General features: G+C 63.5%; 20 protein-coding genes. 8 read left to right on the top strand and 12 right to left on the bottom strand.

Translation table 11 applies throughout. The features are described from left to right. Positions 1–59: 59 nt before the first annotated feature. On the top strand, positions 60–1,961 hold the full coding sequence (locus tag FLG15_RS01660) for an ABC1 kinase family protein (RefSeq protein ID WP_209228142.1): 1,902 nt from the start codon (positions 60–62) through the stop codon (positions 1,959–1,961). Between the two features lie 348 nt (positions 1,962–2,309). Here FLG15_RS01660 and FLG15_RS23290 read toward each other — a convergent pair whose 3' ends face one another. Further along, complete coding sequence (locus FLG15_RS23290; RefSeq protein ID WP_162267515.1) at positions 2,310–2,462, bottom strand: hypothetical protein; 153 nt, start codon at positions 2,460–2,462, stop codon at positions 2,310–2,312. Positions 2,463–2,549: 87 nt separating this feature from the next. Between FLG15_RS23290 and FLG15_RS01650 the strand changes: the two genes are divergently transcribed. After that, positions 2,550–4,658, top strand: a complete 2,109-nt coding sequence (locus FLG15_RS01650) for a phosphoglycerol transferase I (protein ID WP_150145427.1) — start codon at positions 2,550–2,552, stop codon at positions 4,656–4,658. A gap of 94 nt (positions 4,659–4,752) precedes the next feature. Here the strand turns inward: FLG15_RS01650 and FLG15_RS01645 are convergent, their stop codons facing one another. Next, the gene (locus tag FLG15_RS01645) at positions 4,753–7,302 is read right to left on the bottom strand and encodes a DUF3772 domain-containing protein (RefSeq protein ID WP_057677634.1); all 2,550 of its coding nucleotides are present in this window, start codon (positions 7,300–7,302) and stop codon (positions 4,753–4,755) included. Between the two features lie 192 nt (positions 7,303–7,494). Between FLG15_RS01645 and FLG15_RS01640 the strand changes: the two genes are divergently transcribed. Both FLG15_RS01640 and FLG15_RS01635 read left to right on the top strand, forming a co-directional pair. Continuing rightward, positions 7,495–7,836, top strand: a complete 342-nt coding sequence (locus FLG15_RS01640; RefSeq protein ID WP_057687061.1) for an HPF/RaiA family ribosome-associated protein — start codon at positions 7,495–7,497, stop codon at positions 7,834–7,836. A gap of 1,109 nt (positions 7,837–8,945) precedes the next feature. Beyond that, the gene (locus FLG15_RS01635) at positions 8,946–10,505 is read left to right on the top strand and encodes a hypothetical protein (RefSeq protein ID WP_057678486.1); all 1,560 of its coding nucleotides are present in this window, start codon (positions 8,946–8,948) and stop codon (positions 10,503–10,505) included. A gap of 464 nt (positions 10,506–10,969) precedes the next feature. On the opposite strand, the gene FLG15_RS01630 is transcribed toward FLG15_RS01635, so the two are convergent. Next, positions 10,970–11,533: a lytic transglycosylase domain-containing protein gene (locus FLG15_RS01630; protein ID WP_057658816.1), complete on the bottom strand. Its 564-nt coding sequence runs from the start codon at positions 11,531–11,533 to the stop codon at positions 10,970–10,972. Positions 11,534–11,914: 381 nt separating this feature from the next. Here FLG15_RS01630 and xopA point away from each other — a divergent pair, with 381 nt between their 5' ends. Continuing rightward, complete coding sequence (xopA, locus tag FLG15_RS01625; protein WP_057678485.1) at positions 11,915–12,274, top strand: XopA/Hpa1 family type III secretion system protein; 360 nt, start codon at positions 11,915–11,917, stop codon at positions 12,272–12,274. Between the two features lie 727 nt (positions 12,275–13,001). Here xopA and sctC read toward each other — a convergent pair. From sctC to FLG15_RS01580, 9 genes are all read right to left on the bottom strand, one after another. Beyond that, positions 13,002–14,825: a type III secretion system outer membrane ring subunit SctC gene (sctC, locus tag FLG15_RS01620; RefSeq protein ID WP_057658820.1), complete on the bottom strand. Its 1,824-nt coding sequence runs from the start codon at positions 14,823–14,825 to the stop codon at positions 13,002–13,004. 81 nt (positions 14,826–14,906) lie between these two features. Then, positions 14,907–15,737, bottom strand: a complete 831-nt coding sequence (sctT, locus tag FLG15_RS01615) for a type III secretion system export apparatus subunit SctT (RefSeq protein ID WP_057658823.1) — start codon at positions 15,735–15,737, stop codon at positions 14,907–14,909. Beyond that, positions 15,734–16,243: a type III secretion protein HrpB7 gene (locus FLG15_RS01610; protein ID WP_057658825.1), complete on the bottom strand. Its 510-nt coding sequence runs from the start codon at positions 16,241–16,243 to the stop codon at positions 15,734–15,736. The genes sctT and FLG15_RS01610 overlap by 4 nt, the downstream gene beginning before the upstream one ends. Further along, positions 16,236–17,564, bottom strand: coding sequence for a type III secretion system ATPase SctN (gene sctN, locus FLG15_RS01605; RefSeq protein WP_057678483.1), 1,329 nt, complete (start codon positions 17,562–17,564; stop codon positions 16,236–16,238). The genes FLG15_RS01610 and sctN overlap by 8 nt, the downstream gene beginning before the upstream one ends. Next, positions 17,554–18,255 carry a type III secretion system stator protein SctL gene (gene sctL, locus FLG15_RS01600; protein WP_057658828.1) on the bottom strand — a complete coding sequence of 234 codons (702 nt, stop codon included), beginning with the start codon at positions 18,253–18,255 and terminating at the stop codon, positions 17,554–17,556. Before sctL ends, sctN begins: the two co-directional genes overlap by 11 nt. Continuing rightward, positions 18,240–18,869 (bottom strand): type III secretion protein HrpB4, encoded by a 630-nt coding sequence (locus FLG15_RS01595; RefSeq protein ID WP_150145426.1) that lies wholly within the window; start codon positions 18,867–18,869, stop codon positions 18,240–18,242. The genes sctL and FLG15_RS01595 overlap by 16 nt, the downstream gene beginning before the upstream one ends. A 7-nt stretch (positions 18,870–18,876) precedes the next feature. Further along, on the bottom strand, positions 18,877–19,638 hold the full coding sequence (gene sctJ / locus FLG15_RS01590; protein ID WP_150145424.1) for a type III secretion system inner membrane ring lipoprotein SctJ: 762 nt from the start codon (positions 19,636–19,638) through the stop codon (positions 18,877–18,879). 1 nt (position 19,639) lies between these two features. Beyond that, positions 19,640–20,032, bottom strand: coding sequence for a type III secretion protein HrpB2 (locus FLG15_RS01585; protein ID WP_057678480.1), 393 nt, complete (start codon positions 20,030–20,032; stop codon positions 19,640–19,642). Positions 20,033–20,065: 33 nt separating this feature from the next. After that, positions 20,066–20,521: an HrpB1 family type III secretion system apparatus protein gene (locus FLG15_RS01580; protein WP_057678479.1), complete on the bottom strand. Its 456-nt coding sequence runs from the start codon at positions 20,519–20,521 to the stop codon at positions 20,066–20,068. 213 nt (positions 20,522–20,734) lie between these two features. On the opposite strand from FLG15_RS01580, the gene sctU reads away from it, so the two are divergent. Genes sctU through sctP form a run of 3 tightly spaced genes read left to right on the top strand, consistent with a single transcriptional unit; the run spans position 20,735 to position 24,377 of the window. Beyond that, positions 20,735–21,808 (top strand): type III secretion system export apparatus subunit SctU, encoded by a 1,074-nt coding sequence (gene sctU, locus FLG15_RS01575; protein WP_057658839.1) that lies wholly within the window; start codon positions 20,735–20,737, stop codon positions 21,806–21,808. Continuing rightward, entirely contained in the window at positions 21,802–23,739 is a 1,938-nt protein-coding gene (locus FLG15_RS01570) for an FHIPEP family type III secretion protein (protein ID WP_057678478.1), read from the top strand. The genes sctU and FLG15_RS01570 overlap by 7 nt, the downstream gene beginning before the upstream one ends. Beyond that, complete coding sequence (sctP, locus tag FLG15_RS01565; RefSeq protein ID WP_150145422.1) at positions 23,739–24,377, top strand: type III secretion system protein SctP; 639 nt, start codon at positions 23,739–23,741, stop codon at positions 24,375–24,377. The genes FLG15_RS01570 and sctP overlap by 1 nt, the downstream gene beginning before the upstream one ends. Positions 24,378–24,409: the final 32 nt, after the last annotated feature.

The following is a 24,409-nucleotide window of genomic DNA, read 5'->3' as shown; positions in this document are numbered from 1 at the left end:
GCGCAAGGTCCTTCTAGGGTGGTCGCGAATTCTCGCCGATCCCGCACCCGCGTGGGGTGATGAGCCGCCATTGCGCGGTCGTTGCATGCTGTTGGCGGGGCGATGCAAGCACCGCTATGCCTGCGCTTGCGGCCGTTCGTGCCTGCCCCGGGCAGGCTTGCCTGCGGTGTGCGGGCGGGCGCGGATTCACCACGCGACGACCCGTCGCTGGCCACACTCGCCGCCTGCATGACGCCCCGGAGATGGCCTTGAGTCACAACGACCCGCACCGCGCCCCGGCTGCAAGCCCGGCCGATCATGCCGTGATTGGCGGCATGAGCCGGCGCACGCAGATCCTGCGCTTGCTGTTGCGCTATCGCGGCTCGGGCGTGTTCGCTGGCATGAACCTGGATCCGGCGGCCATCAACGAATACGAAGTGCCCGCAGAAGGCACCCCGGACCAGTTCGTCTCCGACTTGGAATCGCTAGGCCCCACCTTCGTCAAGCTGGGCCAGATGCTGTCCACGCGCCCGGACATCGTGCCGCCGGAGTTCGCCACCGCGCTGGAGCGCATGCAGGAGAACACCAGCTCGGTGCCGGTGGAGCGCATCCGCCAGATCATCGAGGAAGAACTCGGCGTGTCGGTCAACAAGGCCTTCTCGCACTTCGACCCGGTCCCGTTGGGCTGCGCCTCGCTGGCGCAGGTCCACCGCGCTGCGCTGCGCGACGGCACGCCGGTAGCGATCAAGGTGCAGAAGCCCGAAGTGGCCGCGCAGGTCCGTTCGGACCTGGACGTGCTCAAGAGCTTCGCCACCGCCGCCGACCGCCTCACTGGTATCGGGCGGCGGGTGCGCTTTGCCGACTGGCTGGGCGAATTCGGCAAGACCCTGCGCGCCGAGCTCAACTACGAGGACGAAGCCGAAACCTTGGCGCGCTTCGGCAAGCACCTCAAGCCGTTCCCCTTGCTGTGGGTGCCGCAACCGGTGTGGGACCTGAGCAGCCGCAAGGTGTTGACCATGCAGCTGGCCGAAGGCGTGCGCGTGGACAAGATCTCCGGCCTGCGTCGCACCGAACAGCCGATGGACGAGCTGGCCGCGGAACTGGTCAAAGGGTATCTGGACCAGATGTTCGTGCATGGCGAAATCCATGCCGACCCGCATCCGGGCAATCTGCGCGTGCTGCAAGACGGGCGCCTGGCCATCTTCGACCTGGGCATGGTGGCGCATGTGCCGCCGCGGCTGCGCGAGCGCCTGCTCAAGCTGCTGTTTGCCGCGGTCGATGGGCGCGGCGAGGAAGTGGCCGAAGAGACTATTGCGCTGAGCACGCGGCTGGAGGATTACGACGAAGAGCGCTACCAGCGCGAAACCGGGCAGATGATCGCGCGCTATGCAGCGCACGATGCCACCTCCGAAGGCCGGGTGGTGCTGGATCTGGTGCGCATCGCCACCTCGACCGGCCTGCGGACGCCGCCGGAGTTGAGCCTGCTCGGCAAGACCTTGCTGAATCTGGAAGGCGTGTGCCGCGCGTTGTCGCCCACGCTGGACACGCGCCGCATCGTCGAGCGCCATCTGCAGCACGTGATGCGCGCGCGTCTGAAGAAGTCCCTGTCCGCCGCCAACCTCGCCAGCGAGGCGATGGAACTGCAGCATCTGGTGCGCGAAGGACCGCGCCGCATGTCCGAGATCCTGTCGCTGGCTGCGGAAAACCGCCTGCAGATGCGCGTCACCGGGCTGGAAGAATCGCATCTGATAGAAAGCCTGCAGAAGATCGCCAACCGCGTGGCGGCGGGCATCGTCACCGCCGCGCTGATCATGGCGTCGGCGCAGATGATGCGCATCGAAACCGGTTTGAAGCTGTGGGGCTACCCGGCCATTGCCATGGTGCTGTTCCTGCTCGGGGTCGTGCTGGGGCTGGGCATCGTGGTCAGTGCGCTGCTGTTCGACCGCCGCGTACGTGCGCGCGAAGAGCGCGGGCACCGCTAGCGCTGCGCTCGATCATCTCGCAAGCATCCTGCTGCATGCCAGTCCTGAGTCGTGCTGCACGGCTGCCGTTACTCGTGCTGCATAACCTGCAAGGATGGAGCGCATTGCCGGCCTGACCTGCCTGAAACGGGTGATACCCGGGTGAACCACACGTCTCGGCAGCCACCTGCAACAAGCCCTCTCCCGCGGGAGACGGGTTGGGGTGAGGGTCCAGGGCAGTGCCATGCACTCACGTTGCGCCGAAGCACCAAGCGTCCTCGCACCATCGCCGGCCATACGACCAGCAGCCAGGTGCAGGCGGGCTCTTACGGTGATGCAGACCACGCCAGCGCCTGCACCATCGCCCTTTCACGCAGCGTGCGTGCGTTCGGAATGCCCAGCAATAATGCGATGCACACAGCGAATGCACGTCCTACGTGAGCGCATCAGCCAAGGAAGCGGCTGGCCCATCTCGGCTTCAACAAACATTTCAGTCAGCTTGCGCGCGGCATAGTCGGTCATCCGGGTGTCACATTGCAGGTGGCGCACAGGACATGGCGAGCAAAGCGTGAGGTACGCGCTCGCGTCATTCCCCCACGGACGCTGCGCATGCATTGGATGTTGTTGGTTTCGTTGTTGCTCTTGCTGTGGCTGTTGGTCGCCTCGCCGCGTCTGGCGTGGCTCAAGGCTGGCCTGCTGTCGCTCTTTCTGCTGCTGCTCAGCGCCTGGGGATTGGTCGACCGGCTCAGTGGCGACGGTATCAATGCAGCCACGCTGTATCACCTGCGCGCCGACATGGACGGCGCTGGCGTCAGCGACTTTTCCGGCTATATCGCGGTGTTCGTTGGCATGCTGTTGCTCTCGCTGAGCCCGCTGTTGTTGGTGCGGGTACGACGCTTCCAGCGTCCGCGTGGTGGCGGCGCCGTGTTCGCGGGCTTCGTGGGCATGTTGTTGGTCGGCATCGCCGCAAGCCCGCTGTATCGCGATGGCAAGCGCCTGTATTACCAGCTGCGCCCGGTCGATTACGCCACCGTGGTGCCGGAATACCAGGTGCCGCAGCAACCGCTACACAAGCGCAAGAACATCGTCTGGATCTATGGCGAAAGCCTGGAGCGCACCTACTTCGACGAACAGGTGTTTCCGGGCCTGATGCCCAATCTGCGTGCGCTTGCGACCGAAGCGGTGGACGTGCGCAATCTCGCCTCCACCGAAGGCAGCGGTTGGACCATCGCCGGCATGGTCGCCTCGATGTGCGGCGTGCCGCTCACCACCGCGCCGGGCGATGAAAACAGCATGGACCGCATGGGTATGTTCCTGCCCGAAGCGCGCTGCCTGGGCGATTACCTCAAGGATCAGGGCTACCGTAATCATTACGTGGGCGGCGCCGATGCCAGCTTCGCCGGCAAGGGCCGTTTCCTGTCCAGCCATGGCTTCGACGTGTTGCATGACGTGCACTATTTCCACGACCGGGGGGGCGCGCCCAAGCATTTTTCCGCATGGGGCGTACATGACGATGTCCTGCTGGACGATGCCTGGGAAACTTTCCAGACGCTGTCGCGTGCCGGCCAACCCTTCATGCTGACCACGCTGACCATGGACACCCACCATCCGGCCGGCCACCTGCCACTGGCGTGCAAGGGCCAGCAATACGACAGCGCACTGGGCGATATCGGCTTGCTGCATGCGATCAAATGCAGCGACCGCTTGATCGGCGAACTGGTCGCGCGCATCCGCAACAGCCGGTATGGCAACAACACCCTCATCGTCATCGCCTCCGATCATCTGGCCATGCCCAACGACCTGAGCGAGGTGCTGGCCAAGCAGAAGCGCGAGAACCTGCTGCTGTTCCTGGGCGGCGGTATCGCGCCGCAACAGATCGTCACGCTCGCCGGCAGCACGCTCGATTCGGGCGCAACGCTGCTGCAGTTGCTGGAACCGGGCATGCGCACGCTGGGCTTCGGCCGCTCGTTGCTGGCCAGCGATGCTCCGCCCAGTGCCAGCGTGGCCGCCAGCCGCGACAGCGGCAAGGACTATCCACGCTATCTGGCCTACGCGCGCACGCTGTGGACCGGACGCAGTACGCGCATGCTGCGCATCAATGGCAATGGCGATGTGGTGGCTGGCGTGCAACAGGTACGCCCACCGGTGCTGCTGGAATACGACAAGGACACCAACCTGAAAACCGTGTACCTGGAAAACACCTCGCGTCAGTTCGACCGCACGCATTCCAAGGGCACGCTGGCCTATGTGGACCGCTGCACTGCGTTCGAGGACGGCTCGGCCGATGGCGACTGGTGCGCACTGGTGGTGGACCGCCACCAGAGCATGAAGCTGTATCGCGACCCGGATCTCACCCGCGGCATCGCCGTCGACGCGCCGCTGGAAGCCACCCAGCAGGGCCCGCGTCCGCGCGTACGTCAGCCCATCATGCTCACCCAGGCAGCGCGCAAGACCGCTGCCGGCCGCTACATGCTCGAGCTCTACGCCAAGCGCCGGCCCACGCGCGCGTTCTGGGTGGAAGCGGTGTCCTCCGAACGCAAGGTCGTGCTGGCCCAGCAATGGGTCGTGCCCGACGCCGCCGGGCGCATCCGCATGCCGGTGGGCCTGGAACATGCGGTGGACGACCTGGAGATCCGTGCCTGGCTGGATTACACCGAAGACGTCAGCGTGGACGACCTGGCCCTGGTCAAGGACATCCCGGTGGCAGACCGCTCCTGATGTGCCCGCCTACGTCCATCGAGAGTCGGGCCTGGTTGCGCAATGGGCACACCGATCGCCTCGCCGCTGCGCGGCCCTCGCCGACCTCGCCGGCTCAGTCATCCGATGCAGGCGCGCCGTCTCCCGCATCGCGCGCCACGGCGGCACCCGCACGACTGAAGCGGATCTCCTGTGGCGACTGCAACGCAATGCCCACCGTCGCCATGCGCTGCAGCAGCGCGAAGAACAACTGGCTGCGCACGCCATACGAATCGCGCGGGCTGCTCACGTAGGCGAACGAATTGAAGTTGACGTGACCGCCGGCCAGCGAATCGATGAACACCGACGGCGCCGGTTCGGCCAACACCTTCTCGTGTTCGGCGAACAAGGCCAGCAACATGTCGCGCACCTTGGCCACGTCGGTTTCCAGCGGCACCGAGAACTGCAACTGCACTCGGCCCATCGGATTGGACAGCGTCATGTTGCGCACGCTCTTGGTGATCAGCTCCGAGTTGGGCACGATCAACGTGGAGCGGTCGCCCACCTGGATTTCGGTGGCTCGCACGCTGATCTTTCGCACGTCGCCTTCCTGATCGCCGATACGCACCCAGTCGCCGATCTTCACCGGCCGCTCGGCCAGCAAGATCAGCCCCGACACGAAGTTCTGCGTAATCGCCTGCAGACCAAAACCGATACCCACCGACAGTGCGCTCAACACCAGCGCCAATCGCTTCAAATCCAGACCCAGCGCCGTGAGCCCCCACACCACCACGATCAACCAGCCCAGATAACGCGCCACCGTGCTGATCGAATTTCGCGCTCCCGCATCCAGTTCGGTCTTGGGCAGATAGGTGTTGAGCAGCCACTTCTGCACGACATGGACCAAGCCCATGCCCAGCAGGAACACGCACAGCGCCCTGGCCACGTCGCCGGGCGTGATGACAAGTTCCTTACCAATTGCAATGCCGTGCGAAACGTTTTCCAACCAGCCGGTCACTGCGGCGAGGTTGGCGCCGTAGGGCGTCACCAATGCGGCAATGCCCAGCAACACCAGCAGCACGCGTACTGCCGCAGAGATCAGTAAGCCCACCTGCACCAACCGCCCGCTGCCAACATTCAGTGCATGCGACAGCGCACGGCTGAAACGGCTCTCCGGCTTGAACACCCAGGTCGTCAGGTCGTCGGCAAACATCACCAGTAGCGCGAGCACGCTGCATACCAGGGTGATCCAGATGATCTGCTGCTCGACGAACAGTGCCAGATTGATGTAGCCGAACAAGGCAGCCACCAACGCGAAGATCACCGCCAGATGGCCCAGCAGACGGATCAGCACGATGTAACCGCCGCCACGCGACACCACCGGTGGCGGTGCGCTGCTGTCCGCATCGGCCACACCCACGTTTGCGGCATGCGCGCGCAACGAAAGGGTCAGGCCAGCCAGTGCCGATAGGATCAACCCCGCATACAACAGCGCCGCAACCGCATCGGTAGCGATGGTCAATGCGCCGCTGCTGCGCGCCACGTCGTTGATTCTGATCGCCATACCGCTGAACCAGCTCACCGCGGCCGTGGCAAGACAATGCACGCGCAAACGATCGACAGTGGCATCGTCCAACGGGAACAGACGCCAGGTGGGCTGGTGCTTCATCAACAGGCTGGCGCTGAGCGAACCGACGAAGGCCGCCACGCAACTGATCACCACAAATGCACTCAGCAGTTGCTCCAGATCGGTCGGCAGCTCACTCAGTGCGCGGATGCTCTCGGCCAGCGCCCATGCCGCCATGCCCAGCGTCAGGGTGCCCACCAACAAAAACCACAGTGCAAGGCCGGAGCGCCGCAAGCGGCCACCGGGCGCACGCGAGGCTGCATACCGCCGCCCCAGATGACGCAGGAAGATGCGCAACGGAAATGCCAGCATCAATGCCGCCAGCGTCCCGATCACCAGACCGGCAATACCGTTGGTCGCCATGCCGGTGCGCACCGCCTGTACGGCCTTGTCGGACAGCGCTTGCAGGCGCGTGCGATCGTCGGGCCATTCCTGCGCGATCTCATTCCACAGCGCAGGCGACAGGGGCGAGGCAGCGCGCGCGGAGAGCTTCTCGCTGAAGCGCTGGGCGCGCTCGCCTTCGAGCCGGTCGGCGAGATCCTTGGCATCCAGTGCCAGCAAGTTCGCCCGCTTGAGCTCGGCATCCAGGCCGTTGCGCTCGCGCGTGAGCGCGCGGCGTTGGTCGCGTAGATCTGGTGGGTCGGTCTTCTGCTCTTCGCCAAGCCCGGCCAGCCGGACAGACAGCTCCTTCAACGGAGGCTCCAGCGCGCGCGCCAGGTCCTGGGCCTGGCGCTGCGCGCCGGTGACATCGTCGGCCAGCTTGCGCAACTGGTCGGTGTCGGATTTTTCCATCCCCGCTTCGGCCTGGGTCAGCACCTTTTGCATGCTGTCCAGTTGAGTCTGCGCGGTCTCCAGCACCGTGTCCTCGTCCTGGGCCACAGCCGTGCCACTACAGACCATCCACAGCGCGGCAAGCAACAACAGACGCCGCAATAGGCCCTGGCGGGCACCATAGGTAAATCGGAATTCGGACACAGGCAGGCATCGAACAGGCGCGGGCACCCGCGGGTGCCGGCATCTTAAGGCACCGCCCTTGATCGAGCCGATCGCCGGCGCCATTGATTCAGCCGCGGCAGGTCTGCGTCTGCCGCCCGACTGGACGATCTCGCTGCACCGCTGCGATGACGGAGAGGGACCCTGCTAGGGCATGAATGGGCATCCCGCACTGTCACTTTGCGACAACACGCCGCTGACGCAGAATCGAGTCACAGCTGCGGCAGACGCAGCGGATGACCGCGAAGGAGATCCTCTATGCAGATTCAGATCCAGACCGACAAGCACGTGCCGCACGATCCGTCCGTTGTGGCGCATGTCGAAAAGACCTGCACCGCCCAGCTGGCGCATTTCGCCAACGACATCACCCGTGTGGAAGTGCATTTGCGTGATGAGAACGGCCAGCGCGGCGGCGCGGCGGATCGAACCTGCAGCATCGAGGCGCACGTCGCCGGCCTGCCGCCGATCGCGGCCACCAACAGCGCCGAAACGACGGCCTCTGCCGTGACCGGAGCTGCGCGCAAGCTGCGCACTGCCATCGAACATGCACGCGGCAAGCAGCACTCCAAGGCCACCGCCGCGCCGCCGGACATGCTCTGATCTGGAGGTTGGCTTATTACCTGAGCTGCTGCCAACCGTTGCAGCATTGGCATCGCGGCACGCCACCTAGCGATGCGCGAAGCGCTCCTCAAAACGCTGTAACCCTTGAACGCCATTCGGCCCGTCGCACTCACCCTGCGGCGGGCCGACTGCTTTGAATCTACTGATGCTTGCGAAACGTCAGACCTTCGGATGCCGGTCAACTCAAGGTGCGTCAACCGCATTTGCAACCTTCCAAAAATAGCCAACTGCTGCCCCTTTATTCCGTGATCTCAGCAAGGCATCGCTCGACAGCAGCCTAGCCACGGACTGACGCATTTACTCGATTCACCGCACTCAATCAGGCTCGACCCGGTCCGCAGGATTAGGCAGGAGGTACCTTGCTTGCGAGTAAGGATATGGGCAGCAAGCAGATAGATCGCAGCGGTGGTAGGAAAACGCGGCCAAGGCAGCTGCCTGGCACCTTGGTGCGGTTGCACCTTGTTGGCTTCGCGGACTTGGTGCTCGGAGATGCTGTCGCCTGCTCTACGGCCACACCACGCGCCCTGGGCGATCGCTCACGCAATCTACCCCCACCGTTGCGGCATCGCTCCGTACGTGCACCAATGTCTACTACAACCCATGTCACAGCGCTGCCGGTACGCGCGCACCCGTCTTTGCCCGCGCAAAGACCGCCGCAGCAGAAAACATAATTGACCCGCACGTACGAATTGATTGTTCGGATCTGGAATGATCGCTTCGCCAAGCACGCGTCGAGATTCCGTGGATTTATGCGAATTTTAAGTTCGCCGGAAACGATGACACATACCGCGCAGGGTTGCCGTGGATAGCAGGAACGCCTTGGCGCTGCGAGTGCGAGCGAAGAAGTCACGCTCCAGTTGCACGGGCAGCTGAGCGCAGCATATGCACCATGCCGGGTCGGCGTGCCACACATCACGCTTGATTCTCCGGTCGACGCGTCCGACTGCCAAGGGCGATCCCGACGCTGCAATCACGACGCTCGCCACCACGCCCGTCTTGCTGCGGGACCCATCGTCCGGCGCCATCGATCAATCACCCTGCACGCCTGGACGAAGCGTGCCGATACCCCATCAATGCGAGGACATGCCGTGATGAAGATCCCTTCAGCCAGTACCTCCCAGCAATCGCAAGCGACAAGTGGCGACGTCGTGATCGAGATGCCGGCACAACGAGGCAGCGATACATCGACGCACGAGATCGGGTCTCCTCTCTCCGGCCTGCCGTCCAGACCTTCGGCACGACGCAATAGCACGGGAAGCGACAGCGGGTATGAAACCGCCAGCGACGCAGACCTACCGTCCCAAGGCAGTCCGCAGCTGCATGCTTCGCTGCGTAGGGAACAGAGCGGTAGCGAGCGATTCTATGACGCTGAAGACTCTTTCGAACCATCAGCCCCGCCGTCGCTTGGCACCGAATACGCTGCACAACACGGTTCCCAAGCGCAGGCATCCACCTCGGCGACGGCCGCTGCGCGCTTGGGCACGCTGGCTGCGTCAGTCGGGGCAGGTGCAACACATGGAGTCACGACCCTCCTTGGACCCACCGCGACAGCGGTCGCCGCTGCGGCGCGCGGTGTCCTGCCGATCAGCTTCGACAAACAATACCTGGGCGCTGCGCTGGGACATCTCGTGCACCAGACCACCTCCGTGGGCCCGACCACGTTCGTGCGCGAGTTGATCGGCAAAGCGCTGTTTGCCGCGTTTCGCCAGCTCCCACCCGAAGCGGTCGTCGCCATGCAGGCAGTGTCGGGCACGCTGCATCTGGCGCTGCATACGCTGCGGCGCAACCGCGAGAACCGCAATCCCGACGCCGCTGCCCGAGGCTTCCACAACCTGAATCTTGAACAATGGGAAGCGCTGTCCGAGGACGAGCGCCATCACAAGAGAGTAGAACAGCAGCACTATTCGGATCTGGTGACCCGGCTCGCGCTGGCCGGCATCTTGAGCAATATCGCCATCGGCGCTGCGGGCAAGGCTTCTGGCCGACCTGAGATGGCGGCCAGACTGCTGGCCAGTGAGCTCAAGGTCGCCCCTTATGCGGCGGCCCGTGACGCCATCCAGGCGACATTCCGCATGGTGGGAATGCGGGCACCAACCAACGGTGGCGTCAGCGATCCCCACGTCACCAGTGCAGGCAGGTTTTACGGCATGGCCAACGTCCTGACCAACCTGGCATCCAATGAGCTGGAGGCACCAGACTTTGCATCGGCCAGGCAGCGCTGGGCAGGACTGATGTCGCCCTTCAACATGGGAGAGGCGACCAGGGTCGTCTTTCAGCAAGCGGCGGTGAACGCGGCCTTGAATGTCGGTCTGGAGACAGCCGACTGGCTCAATGTCACCCAACACGAAGCAGACGAAGCCGGGACGCAGCAGATCTGGGAACCAAGCTGGAAGGCCAAGCGCGAAGACTATGAGCGGGTCATGGATCATTCTGTGGCGCGCACGGCCGCCATCAATTCCAACATCGCATTTGGTACAGCAGTCAACATGATTGGCCACTGGCTCGGTTTGTCGCCGGCACGCAGCGCATTGCTCTCCAATACGTTGGCGGGCATGGCCGCCGGCATGCAGTACAAGGTCATTGCCGGCACCTGGCAGGCTGCAGCGGCAGTTCGCGAAGCCGAGGCCGCTCGCATGCGAACTGAGTGAGCGCGACCGTGCGTCGCGCCGGCTATCGCGCAGCCATCGGCGAGTGCAAGCACATGGTGGTCGCACACGCACTGACGGCTTACCCGCAGTGCGTGTGCGACAGCTGTTGGCGGCTCCATGCGCAGCCTCCAGCAAGTGCTAAAAACCGACCGGCAGCGGCGTACAGCGGGAATCGATCGAGAGCTAGGCTGCGCATGCCAATTCTCAGCTCAGGTCTCGGCTAGCTGGTCTTTGCACAGCGGGTATCCAGCCGCGCTACGCACATTGTCGACACATGATGACGGATGCTGCTATGGCGATGATCATTTCAGTCACCGTATGCGCAGTAACTAAAACATACGCGCTATTGTCCGCAGATAATTCCGTCGCGGCGCTCCGCCGCTTTGTACAGTCCTACGCCATCCCACCAGGGAATTCCTGCGCAAATCCGGCTACACCTACGCCCTCCTGCAGTGGCGCACGCGCTATTCATCAATCACGCCGCGACTTAGCAGAATCGAATGGATGGCATGCGCATACTTATCGCGCTCACCTGGGGTTTCGGAATGGTAGGCCCCTACCGCGGCCCAGGTGTTTCCGTACTTGTTGGTCATTTCGCGCAAGCGCCATGCCGCGACATACACACTGATGCACGGATGCATCAACGCATCCCTGGAGATTCCATAGCTGGATAATCGCCGCAGGTGGATGGAGTTGATCTGCATCTTTCCATAATCCACCGTGCCGTTGTTGTTGCGATGGATCGCGTCGGCACGACCGCGCGATTCCTGCCAGGCAATGGCACGCAGCACCCAAGGGTTCACGTGCTGATATCCGGCAGCCTCTTCAAAGCAATCCGCGCGTGCGAACGGCGATGCGCACGCCAATACCGCTGCAAATAGAACGCGCTGTGGCCCGGCGCCTGCTCGACGACCACATCCGGACCTTCTCGCGCGCATGTGTCGCTTTGGTAAAGGCCCGGACGCGGACTCAAACTGGAAATTGGATACTTTATCGACATGCCGGTAGACGATCGTTGAACCGATCATTTGTCGTTACCTCGATTTCGGTTGAATACAGGTCTCCAGGTGAGTAGAGCGCCGGCATACAACGACCCACGGCGCTCGACGGCGGCAACATAACGCCACCTGTACATGATTTACTCGAAACCGACGAAACACTTAACATGCAAGCGAAAAAACGCCAACTGACGACGACTTCTGGATTTGCGCTCGCTGCGAAATCATTTTGTCGTTTATTTCCTTCGCACGCACAAGCGCAATTTCGCAAACTCTCTGGCGACGATCGATTGCCGCTTCTACTGTTCCGTCGGGGCGTAAAACACGCCCGGCAACGGCCGTTGCGCAAGCATGGCCGTTGAGCGAAACCAAACCCCAGTTAATCAGAGAGGAATCGTCATGGTTAATTCTTTGAACACAGCGGCGCAGACCGGCTTCAACTCGTCCTTCTTCCAGGTTGGCTCGAACCAGGGCCCGCAATCTTATTGGAGCCGGGGCAACCAAACCAATCAGTGCAACCAGGGCATCTCGGAAAAGCAGCTCGACCAGTTGCTGACACAGCTCATTATTGCCCTGCTGCAGCAGAGCAATAATGCCCAGCAAGCTGGGCAGTCCAATGGCTCCCCGTCGCAGTACACGCAGATGCTGATGAATATCGTCGGAGACATTCTGCAGGCACAGAATGGTGGTGGCTTCGGCGGCGGGGCCGGCGGTGACTTTGGTGGCGGCCTCGGCGTCAGCCTTGCGAGCGACACCGGATCGATGCAGTAACGAACTGTTGGTCGCCCCTACCGGCCACGACCTGCAGGCTGCCGCCTCATGCGTCAGCCTGCAGGCACCACTCTTGCTGTAACCGCGAGCCTTCGCCACCCACATCGGCACGCGCTTGTCTCTTTTGCGCCGCAAGTGCCTGACATACGGCCATCGGCATGCGAGCAGGGCCGTTCCGGCTTCAACGCGGCACGCGATCACCAGATTCTTGTTCCAGACACGCCTTCTCCAGTGGGCTTTCGCTGCTGGCGTGACGTTGGTTGAACGTTCAATCGCACGCCATCGTCGCTCGACTAGAGCCTCCATACCTTCGCACCGGCCATGCACACTGCTGCCGGCCCAGGCATGTCGCTGCAATCGGGCGCAATCGCTGCCAGTCAAGAGCGTAGACGCCGCTCTGCCCTCGTGCCGTCTAGCGCAGATGCCGAGCTGACTGGCAGGATCTTGTCTTGCGCAGGCGAGAAGCCTGCCAGGTGATCGCCCAGGCAGGCTTGGGCATCGCATCAGAACCAACATGTGCGAGTGACACATGCTGATTCCAGGCAACACCGATGCCCATCCAGGTGGCGGTCTCAGGCGCCCTGGGTCGATACCCATCCGCACCAATCACTTGGCCCGCCTGATGATCCCTCAAACAATTCCTGCAGGATTCGGCCGATGGCATGCGCCCAATGTCAGGCCATCACAGCGAACCTCTGATCGCCCACCGATGGTTGTTCGCGAACCATCAGGGCGACACCACGTGCGGGGTCAGCAGAAACAGCCGTTGCATGCGGGACCCGCTTTTTTGCCGGTGTTTGAACAGGTTACCGAGCAACGGAATCTTCGACAGACCCGGCACCGCATTCAGATCGGTCTCGTCGGCATCGTAGGCGTAGCCTGCAATCAGCAGGCTTTGGCCTTCATTGACGAAAGCCTGGGTCGTGATCTCGCTGGAGGTAATGACCGGAATGCCGTCCACGGTGTTGGATCCAAGCTGGCCATCCTCGATACGCACATCCAGACGCATCTGACCGTTCGGCGAGCCTGGCACCACGCTGGGCAATACCCGCAACGACACCCCGGCGGAGAGGTTGTAGAGATCTGCCGATGCGTATCCGCTGACCCGGACGAATGCCTGTTGCTTGTGGTCCATGACCGCCTCGACGTTGTCCAGCGTCGCCACCTGGGGCGAAGACACGATCTTGGCCTTGTTGGTCGTCTCCAACGCCGACACGCGCGTCATCAGGTAGCGTCCGGCGTCTCCCAGCACGGCCGTCAAAGTGCCCCCAGCCGGGGTGGTCGCGCCATCGGTGGCAGCGCCGCTCAATGCGCCGTTGAAGCCCAACTGGCTGCCACTGCCGTTGCCGGTCTGTATGTCCGTGTGCTGGCTGTGGAAGCGCCAGTCGACACCGAGATCCTGCATGGCGCCATCGCGGATCTCGATGATGGTGGCATCGATCTGCAGCAACTTGGGCCGATTGTCCAACTGTTGGATCAGGGTGCCATAGCTCTGCATCCGCTCGGGTCGATCGCGGATCAGGATGGCATTGGTACGCGGGTCGGCTTCGATCACCGGCGCATCGGAGGCCAGCTCTGCTCCACCACCGACGTCGATGGGAGTGGATTCATCGCGCCGTCCCTTACTGAGTTCCGGCCAGACGCTGGCGGGCGACCCCGCAGCCGCAGCAGCTCCGCTACCGGGTAGCGGCGGGCTGACCGGCACGCGATCGGACGACGAGGCGCCGCCGAACCAGGACGAAGGCAGCCCGAGGATGCCGCTGGCTCCGCCGCCTTGACCCTGTGCCGCATTGCCGAATGTGTTGGAGGACCCACCGCCGATCGGCTGTACCCGGCCAAAGTTGGCGCTAGGCCCCGCTATCGCCGCGACCGGCGCGCCGCGTGCGCCGTACATGCTGCGCAACAGGCTGGCCATGCCTGGAATCTGCACATCCTGACCGCCGATGCGCGTCGTGTGGTCGGCCGCTTGCGCGTAATGCAGCTGAAACACCTGCACTTCGGTGGCATCGCGCTGACGCGCGCCCTGCTCGACCTGCTTGGCAATGGCCGAAACGGTATCCACATACCCTGGCGGTCCGGAGACCACCGCCACATGCGCGGCCTCGTCGTAACGCACCGGAAAGCGCGGATCGTCCAGGCGCATGCGCGCAAGTGCGTCGCGCAGCGACTTCGTCGATGCAGTCCCCAGGCTCAAGGTCGCGCTCTTGGATTCGTTCGCACCCCAGATCCTGAGCACGGCGCCGTCGTAGTACCAGACAAAGCCGTAGGTGGCCGCCAGGTCGTCGAGGAATTTCTGTGGAGATGTTTCAAATTTCCCGCTCAGCGTGCCGGTCACCTCCGGCGAGATCCAGGTGGCGATGGACTGGCTGGCGGATAAATCGCGCAGCACCTCCTTGAGATCCTTGTTGTCGGCGACGTATTTGAACGTGCGCGAATGCCACGGGACCTGGGCGGCGTCGGCATGTGGCGACAGCAGCGGCAGCAGGCTGAGCATCAGGACGGCGGCCATTGGAGCACGTCGGCGGTGGGCGGTGGTACAGGCAGGAGCCATGGCGTTCCCTCTGCTAGGCAAGTGAAAAAGTCGGTAACGACCAGTGTAGGAAGTGCAAAGCCGGGAATGTCTCAATAAAGATCAGTGCCTCGCGCCTCCCTTACCACCGACGTTGGCGGCATCGTGCAATTGCTGCTGGAAATGCAGGAACCCAAGTGCTTCGCCAAATTGCGCGACGAAGACGCTGGTCAGCAAGGCGAGCAGCAATAACGCTAGCACCCCGCGGATTGGCTGACTCAGGTTCGACGGTTCGAGTTTGTCGGCCGCTCGCGCCACCAGGCCGATCGCAAGATCCACCAGCACAAGCACCAGCATCACCGGTGCGGACAGCTTGACGACGGCGGTCATCATGCTGTCCGATTGCTGGATCACGAACGATTCGGCAACCGACCCCATGTTCGGCCCAAGCTGGGTCAGCGGCCACCAGCGAAACGATTCGAATAACGCTCCCAGCAATAGCAACATGCCGCCCAATGCGTAGAACGACACGATGGCCAGTTGCAGCAGCACCGTAGACACCGGCGTGCTTTGCTGGCCGCTGAGCGGATTGGTCATCTGCACATTGTTGTAGCCGGCAAGGTCGTCGATCAGCAGGCCAACGCTCTCGGCGATCCAGAACACCGTCGATGCTGCGAACCCGATCAGCAGACCGATGAAGGCCTCCTTGAACACCACCCCGACCAGGCCGACCGTCTGGATCTTCGCCAGCGCATCGGCCGGTTGCCCATAGGCGATGAACGAGCTCAGGACGTAGATCACGCCGTTGCGTGCAATCCCGGGAAGACTGTCCTGCGCCGTTGCCGGTAGCACGATGAACATCACGAACACACGCACCCCGCACAGTGCCAGCAGGGCCAATAGCGACACGCCCTGCGAGGAAATGGCCAGCAAGGCATCGGTGGCGTCGTTCATCGCGCGCCCCTCTGCGTGGCGCGGTGCGAACGCAGCGCGACCAGTGCCTCGACTGCGTCTTCCTCTTCTGCTGCGTCGCGTTGCGCCTGTCGGGCGCGGCGCGCACTGGCGGCTTTGTCTGCGTATACCTGCGCCTGTGCCTGCAGCTTGCTCAGTGCCTGCTGCACGGACGCCAGTTCGTCGCGCGCGCTCTGCAACGACTGATCCGCCGCTGCCTGCGCCTGCTCCGCAGCGCGACAGGCCTCGACCAGCACGGTGCGAAAGCGTTCATGCTGGAGGATCGTATCAACGTCGATCGACGCCCCCACACCTGCCTTGTCCATCAGTGCGGCATCGCAATCGGCCAAGCGTGTGGTGCAAGCCTCTGCTTCCTGTCTGCACCTGGCAAGTTCGCGGTCGCAGTGTTCCAACGCACGCCTGCACTCGCTCAGGCGTTCCTGCATGCGCTCGCTGCGGCGCACCTTGAGCTGATGCAGCACCGACCAGGTGTGGGCAGGCTCACGCATCGTCGGTCACGCTGGCCAGCTGTTCCAGCGTACTTTCGTACGCACTGAGCTGGTCGGTCGGTTGGCTGAGAAAGTCGCGGATCGCATCGATCCTATCGATCGCCTCGTCGGCAACGGCGTCGCTCCCCTCGCGGTATTCGCCCACCTGCACCAGCGTTTCCACTTCGTTGTACTTGGCGAGCAGGCGCCGCAACCGGCCGGCGGCCTGGGAGTGGTCTGATGGGACGATCTGGCTCATCACCCGGCTCAGGCTGGCCAACACGTCGATCGCCGGATACTGGTTCTTGGCCGCGATCTCGCGAGAGAGGATCAGGTGCCCATCGAGGATGCCGCGCACTTCCTCGGCGATCGGATCGCTGCCGGTCTCGTCCTCGGCCAGCACGGTGTAGAACGCGGTGATCGAGCCGCTCTCGCCCATGCCCGCACGTTCGAGCAGGCGCGGCAACTCGGCGAACACCGATGGCGGAAAGCCCCGGCGTGTGGGCGGCTCGCCGGCGGCCAGACCGATCTCGCGTTGCGCACGGGCAAAGCGCGTCAGCGAGTCCATCATCAGCAGGACGCGCAGGCCACGATCCCGGAAATACTCGGCGATGGCGGTGCCGACATAGGCGGCCTTGGCGCGCTCGATCGACGAACGATCCGAGGTTGCACAGACCACCACGCTGCGTGCCAGTCCATCTTCGCCAAGAATCAGCTCGATGAACTCGCGCACCTCGCGCCCACGCTCGCCGATCAGCACGATCACGTTGACATCGCACTGCGTGCCGCGCGCGAACATTCCCATCAAGGTGCTCTTGCCGACGCCGGCTGCGGCGAAGATGCCCATGCGCTGGCCCTCGCCCAGCGTCATCAGGCCATCCACGATCCGCACGCCGGTCGGCATGGGGTGTTCAATCAGCCGCCGACGCATCGGGTCCGGTGCCTGCGCCTGGATCGGTACCCAGGTGTCGCAGGCGATGGCTCCTTGCCCGTCCGACGGCTCGCCCAGGCCGTCGAGCACGCGCCCCAGCAAGGCCGGTCCGACCGGCACCGCCAACGGGCGGCCCAATCCGATCACGCGCGTCTCGCGCGATAGCCCGATCAGCTCGCCGAACGGCGCCAGCAACGCCAGATCGCGACTGAAGCCCACCACCTCGGCCCGCTGCAACACGCTGCCATCGCGCTGGCGCAACTCGCACACCTCGCCCAGGCTGACCTGCACGCCGGCCACCTTGAGCATGGTGCCGACGACTTCGACCACCTTGCCATAGCGACGACCGAACGCGAGCGTGGCCAACTCGCGCTCGAGCGTTGTCTCCAGCAGGGGCGTCTCAGCCAGCATCCGCAAGCTCCTCCGGTGCAGCCAATACACGACGAATGACGCGCCGCAGACTGCGCAGCTGATCGCGCAGATCGGTCTCGAACACGCCCGTGTCCCATTCGCACACGCAGGCGCCCACGGCCAGGTCGGCATCGCCGCACAGCTCTATTTGCAGGGTCCAGCCCGCCTCGGTGGCGGCCGCGTCGAAGGCGCGCCGCGCAGCGTCCACCGCGTCGGGGTGCACGCTGACGCGCAGGGCCTTGGCCTCGTCCAGGGCACCTTCCAGGGCCTGCGCCGCCCGCGCATACAGCGCCGCAGGATCGTGTCCGAGGATGATGTGCTCGCAGGTGCGCGCCACAATCTCTGCCAGGCGCTCACGTGCCCGCTGCGCGGCCGTTTCGGCGGCAAAGGCATGGCGCAGGCCAGATTCGTTCCACTCATCAAGCTGGCGTCGCAGACCGGCTGCATACCCCAGGCGTGCGCTGCGCTCGGCCTTCTGGCGCGCATCCTCAAGGATCGTTTCGGCCTGCTGCTTGGCCTCGTCGATCAGCGTCTGTGCCCGTGTCTGCGCCTGGCTCAGGGCCTGCTCGCAGCGTGCGTGCACCTCGGCAGTGGCAGCATCCAGCGTCAACACCGAGGCCAGCGCCTCGCGCAGAATGACATCGCACTCCAAGCCGATCGCATCGGGCGTTGACCTCAACCACAGACGCATGACGCCTCCGGCATCAGGGTGGGAAGCGCGCTCAGGAAGGCATCGCTCGCCCCGTCTGCTGCGACGGTGGCCACCTGCGCGGCGTCCAGCGGCAAGGACAACGCCAGCAGCTTGGCAACAACCGGATTGGACCAGACGCCATCGGCCTGCATCCGACGCCAACCGTCGCCGACCCACGCTGCCTGGTCGGCATCGCGTGGCAACAAGGGCACGGGTAGGCCGGCGGACGCGTTCTGGCGCACATGCTCAAGCACGGCCGGCCCCACACACTGTTCGAGCCAGTCCAGACGTTCGCGCTCGATACAACGACGCACGGCCAATCCGCGCGAAAACAGTGCCCGCGCGATCAGGACCTGGGCCAACTGCGCGGGCGTCAGTAGGGCGAGTTGGTTCGCCTGCAGGCCGAGTGCAGACAGCGATACTCCCGACCACCCCGACCACGCCTGGATTACCCGCTTACGGCAGTACACGGGCGCCACTGCCCAGCCCGACGCTGCCACCGGGCCAAGCCAATGCGCCACCCGTGCGGGGTCCAGCGATTCGGCCAGATGCGCCAACGCGTCCGTCCAACGCTGAACACATCGTGCTGCAGTGTCGATCCGCGTGTTGTCCATCCCGTGCTTACCCGGCTTTGCCTTTCGTCAACTCGCGCAGGCGTTGCCAGCCGCCCCAACGGCCCGCCTGCGGGTTTGGCCAGCGATACAGCGCCGCCGCAACCGCCAGACCCAACGCCAACGCACATCCGGCCAACCACGGCCACGGTGAAGATTTCGGCGGTGCCGATACGGTGAACTGCGCATCGCTCTCCGCTCCACCCGGCACCAGCGTCACACTGACGTTTTCGTAGGTGAGTCCTTCCACGCTGTGCATGACCATTGTCTTGATGTTGGGCACCAGGCTGGTCAAGTCGCTACCGACACGGAACTTGATGAACACCGCAGCGCTGGACGGTTTGACCGAGGTCGAAAGCGGGTCGTTGTTGGGCAGCACGATTTCCACATCGGCCGAGATCACCCCATCGATATTCGACAAGGTCTGCGATAGCTGCTGCGACACGCCGTAGATGAAACGCACGCGTTCTTCGGTGGGTGTGGAGATCAGCCCGTCCTTCTTGAACATCTCCCCGAGATTGGCATGCCGCTCATGCGGCAAGCCGTGCGCGCGCAGCACCTCCAGCGAATAGGACACCTGATCGTGCGGTGCGTTCACCGCCCAGGTCTTGCCATCGTCCGGAGTGACCTTGGACGCGTCTACGCCGGCATGCAGCAGCACCTCCAGCATGTCGTTCGCATCATTTTCGGTGAGCCCGGAATACAGCTGCTGACTGCACGCAGACAGCAGCAGCGCCACCAGCAGCACCACCAGGCATCTCAGCGCGCGCATGCTATTGGTTCTTGACCAGTGTCTGCACGGCGTTCTTTCCCGACTGCGCCACGCCGACGCTGACATTGAGGTTGAAGCCGACCATGGTCAGCTCGTGCATCAACTTGATCTGCTGCGCTGCCATTTCCTGCAGCCCCATGGTCGGTGCCTGCATGCTGAAGGCATCGATATGCTCGGCGATGGTGCGCACGCCATCGTTCTGCACATCGACCACCCGGCTCATCATGCTCGGGTTGCCCACCCGCTGCATGGCGGGCGGCAACGGGCTGGAGGACTGCATCAGCGCTTGAAAGCGATTCACCAGCGCCTGGTTGGGGGCTGCCACCGGCGACAGCGCCTGGGTGGCGGCAGCACTGGCGCCGGCAATCGCTTGGACAGGAGGAATGAGCGTCATCGCATACTCCTATGGGGTCGGGACTGGCGTCACTCAGGCACGCAGGTATTGCGAATTTGGAACTTCCATCGGTGCTGAAGATTCAGCCGGCGCTTCCGCCGGCGCGGCCGTTGGGGTTTTTCGTCCGGACAGCGCCTTGACCAGGGCCACGGCGTCGGCATCGGCGTCTTCTTCGATCAGCCCGTCTGCAATGCCATGCCACGACTGGTCGCCCATCGCGAACAGGCAGCAGGCGTACAAAGCCTTGCACAGCGGCTTGGAGCCGGCGTCGCCCTCCAGCTCGCGCAGCAGGCGCGCGCCTTCCACGTAATTGCCGCGCTTGATCGAAATCCATGCATCGAACGTGTCGAGCGCTTTCAGGTCTGGCCGCAGTACCCGGACTGCGGACAGGACCGCGGCAGCGTCCTGAATCTTGTCATTGGTGAGTCCAACCGTGATCAGTTCGATGAGCCCACTCACGACCGACCCGGGACATTGAATCTTCTCCACACTGCACCTCGTTTTAATGGAATGCGGACCGTACACGTGGGGAAAGCTACGCGCGCCACGGCGGCCAGATGCTTTCGGAAGCGAATATCGGAATTCGCTGGCGAACAAATCATTCCGGCTTCGCCAGGCTATCCACACATTCGCCTGGCACGCGGATCGCTCGACCACAGCTGCCCACAATCGGGGGCGCAGCGATCGCGGAAGGAGCGGGCAATGTCGGAAGAAAAAACCGAGAAGCCGACCGAGAAGAAACTGCGGGATGCGCGCAAGGACGGGGAAGTGCCGGTCAGCCCGGACGTCACTGCAGCCGCAGTGCTCTTCGGCGCGTTATTGGTGATGAAATCGGCCGGCGATTACTTCGCTGATCACGTGCGCGCATTGATGACGATCGGCTTCGATTTCCCGGAGAATACACGCGATGCAGCCGCAATAAACCGCGCACTCGGCCATCTCGGCATCCAGGGATTGCTGTTGATGCTGCCATTCTTGGCTGCATGCCTGATAGCTGGCGTGGCAGGCGGTGCGTTCCAGACCGGCCTGAATGCCTCGCTCAAGCCGGTGGCGCCCAAGTTCGATTCCCTCAATCCCGCTGCCGGGGTCAAGAAACTCTTTTCGTTGCGAAGTCTCATCAACTTACTGAAGTTGATTATCAAGGCCATCTTGATTGGCGTGGTGCTGTGGGTCGGTATCCGCGCCCTCATGCCGATGATCATCGGGCTTGCCTACGAAACACCGCTCGACATTGCCCAGATTGCCTGGCACACCCTGGGCATGCTCTTCGCACTGGGCGTGCTGCTGTTCGTACTGGTGGGCGCAGCAGACTGGAGCGTGCAGCACTGGCTGTTCATCCGCGACAAGCGAATGAGCAAGGACGAGCAGAAGCGCGAATTCAAGGAAAGCGAAGGCGACCCCGAAATCAAGGGCAAGCGTAAGGAATTTGCCAAGGAACTGGTCTTCGGCGACCCACGCGAACGCGTGGCCAAGGCCAAGGTGATGGTGGTCAACCCGACCCATTACGCAGTGGCATTGGCCTACGAGCCCGATGACTTCGGCCTACCGCAGGTCGTTGCCAAGGGCGTGGACGATGGTGCGCTGGAACTGCGTGCCCTTGCGCATAACCAGGGCATCCCGATCGTCGCCAATCCGCCACTTGCCCGTGCGCTGTACCAGGTCGAATTGGGCGATGCAATCCCCGAGCCCTTGTTCGAAACGGTTGCGGTGGTGTTGCGCTGGGTCGATGAGCTCGGTCGCGACCACGACGACGGCGATGGAGCCCTGCCATGCTAGGAGACCGCGTTCGCGCGACGAGATATTTCGCTTATAGCGGCGAAGTGGCCATCGCCGCCCTGGTGGTGGCGGTCATCGGGCTGATGATCCTGCCGCTGCCAACGCCCATGATCGATACGCTGCTGGGCATCAACATCACCCTGAGCGTGGTGCTGCTGATGGTCACGATGTATGTGCCCGACTCGATCTCGCTCTCGTCGTTTCCTTCCCTGCTGCTGTTCACCACGCTCCTGCGGTTGTCGCTGAATATCGCCTCGACGAAGTCGATCCTGCTGCATGCCGAGGCGGGCCATATCATCGAGAGCTTCGGCGAGTTGGTGGTCGGCGGCAATCTGGTGGTGGGCCTGGTGGTTTTCTTGATCATCACCACGGTGCAGTTCATCGTGATCGCAAAGGGCTCCGAACGCGTTGCCGAAGTCGGTGCGCGCTTCACCTTGGACGCAATGCCCGGCAAGCAGATGAGTATCGATGCCGACCTGCGTGGCGGCAACTTGACCGCAGATGAGGCACGCCGCAAACGCGCGCGGCTGGCCATGGAAAGCCAACTGCACGGCGGCATGGACGGCGCCATGAAATTCGTCAAGGGTGATGCGATCGCCGGCCTGGTCATTACCATGGTCAACATCCTGGCCGGCATCGTGGTCGGCGTGACGTACCACGGCATGACGGCCGGCGACGCCGCTAACCGCTTTGCGATTCTGTCGGTGGGCGATGCCATGGTGTCGCAGATCGCCTCACTGCTGATATCGGTGGCTGCCGGTGTCATGATCACCCGCGTGGCCAACGAGAACGAGACCAGGCTCAGCTCGCTCGGGCTCGATATCGGCCGCCAGCTCACCAGCAACGCGCGTGCCCTGATGGCAGCGAGCGTGCTGCTGGCCTGCTTCGCGTTCGTCCCTGGCTTTCCGGCCGCGCTGTTCCTGTTGCTGGCAGCGGCCGTCGGCGCCGGCGGTTATACGATCTGGCGCAAGCAACGCGACATCAGCGGTACCGATCAGCGCAAGTTGCCGTCGACGAGCCGGAAAGGTGCCAAAGGCGAGGCGCCGCATATTCGCAAGAACGCCCCCGATTTCGCCTCGCCTTTGTCGATGCGGCTGTCGCCGCAGCTGGCCGCTCAGCTCGACCCTGCGCGGCTGGACCAGGCGATCGAAAGCGAGCGCCGCCAATTGGTCGAGTTGCTGGGTTTGCCGTTTCCCGGGATCGCGATCTGGCAGAGCGAGTCCCTGCACGACATGCAATACGAGGTGTTGATTCACGATGTCCCCGAGACACGCGCCGAATTGGAGAACACCGATGACATGCAGGCAGCATTGGCGCAGCAGGCCATCGCACCCCTGCATGCACGCGCGCACTTGTTCGTCGGTATCCAGGAAACCCAGTGGATGCTGGAACAGGTGGCCGTGGACTACCCCGGGCTGGTTGCGGAGGTGAACAAAGCAGTGCCCGCCCAGCGCATAGCCGATGTGTTGCGACGCCTACTGGAAGAACGGATTCCGGTGCGCAATATCAAGAGCATCCTGGAAAGTCTGGTGGTATGGGGTCCGAAGGAAAAGGATCTTCTGATGTTGACCGAGTATGTGCGCTGCGATCTGGGCCGTTATCTTGCGCACACCGCAACCGCAGGCACTGGGCAGCTACCTGCAGTGATGCTCGACCATGCGGTGGAACAACTGATCAGGCAATCGATTCGCGCGACCGCGGCCGGAAATTTCCTGGCACTTCCGCCCGAGCAGGCGAACCAGCTTGTCGAACAGGTCGAACGCATCGTCGGCGATCAGGCGCAGCATCCGCTGGCGGTGGTAGCGTCGATGGACGTACGCCGCTATGTGCGCCGCATGATCGAAGCACGGTTGACGTGGCTGCAGGTCTACTCGTTCCAGGAGTTGGGCTCGGAGGTGCAACTGCAACCGATCGGCAGAGTGGTGGTGTGATGCGCAAGCCGCCGCTCCGCCCTGTGCGCATCCTGCCGGTCAGCGGCGCACTGCAGCGGCCGGCGGCTGCAGCCACGCCGGCTCGGTCGGCGCAGCGCTCCAGCTTCCTGCAACTGCGTCAGCGCCTGCGCAGCGCCCAGCTCGCGCTTCCCTGCATGGTGTTGCCACCGCAGTGCGACGAAGATCGACCGGAACCTGACGCCGAGGAGAGCTTCACCGAGGCGCATGACGGCGCGCCCATACAAACGGACACGCCATCAAGTATCGAAGGGCCGAAACACCTGGCGCCGCCCCAAGGCAACGACGATGGCACGGTAGGGCGACAGATCGCGACCGAGTGGATACGCACCCAACGCGCCCAGATGGCAATCGACCACATCGCGCTGCGCGTGGCCGAGTTCTGCAACGCCACGCCAGTGCGCAGCGCAGGCAGCTGGGAAGCCTGGCTGGATATCGATCAAGAGGTCGTCGCACAGACCACGTTGTTTTTGCGGCTTTCGCCGGACCAGCTATCGCTTCGCTTCAATACCCGTTCGCCTGACGCGCGCGAGGTACTTTGGTGCGGAAGGCAGCGTCTGGAGGCTGCGCTGACGTCCACGCTGAGCAGCACGCTCCAGATCAGCATCGAGGTTGTCTAACGCGGCACTGGCGACAGAAAGCCATTTGGAGG

Source organism: Xanthomonas phaseoli pv. dieffenbachiae, from assembly GCF_008639345.1.
Taxonomy (GTDB): Bacteria; Pseudomonadota; Gammaproteobacteria; order Xanthomonadales; family Xanthomonadaceae; genus Xanthomonas; species Xanthomonas phaseoli.
This window is presented reverse-complemented; position numbering and strand designations above follow the sequence as displayed.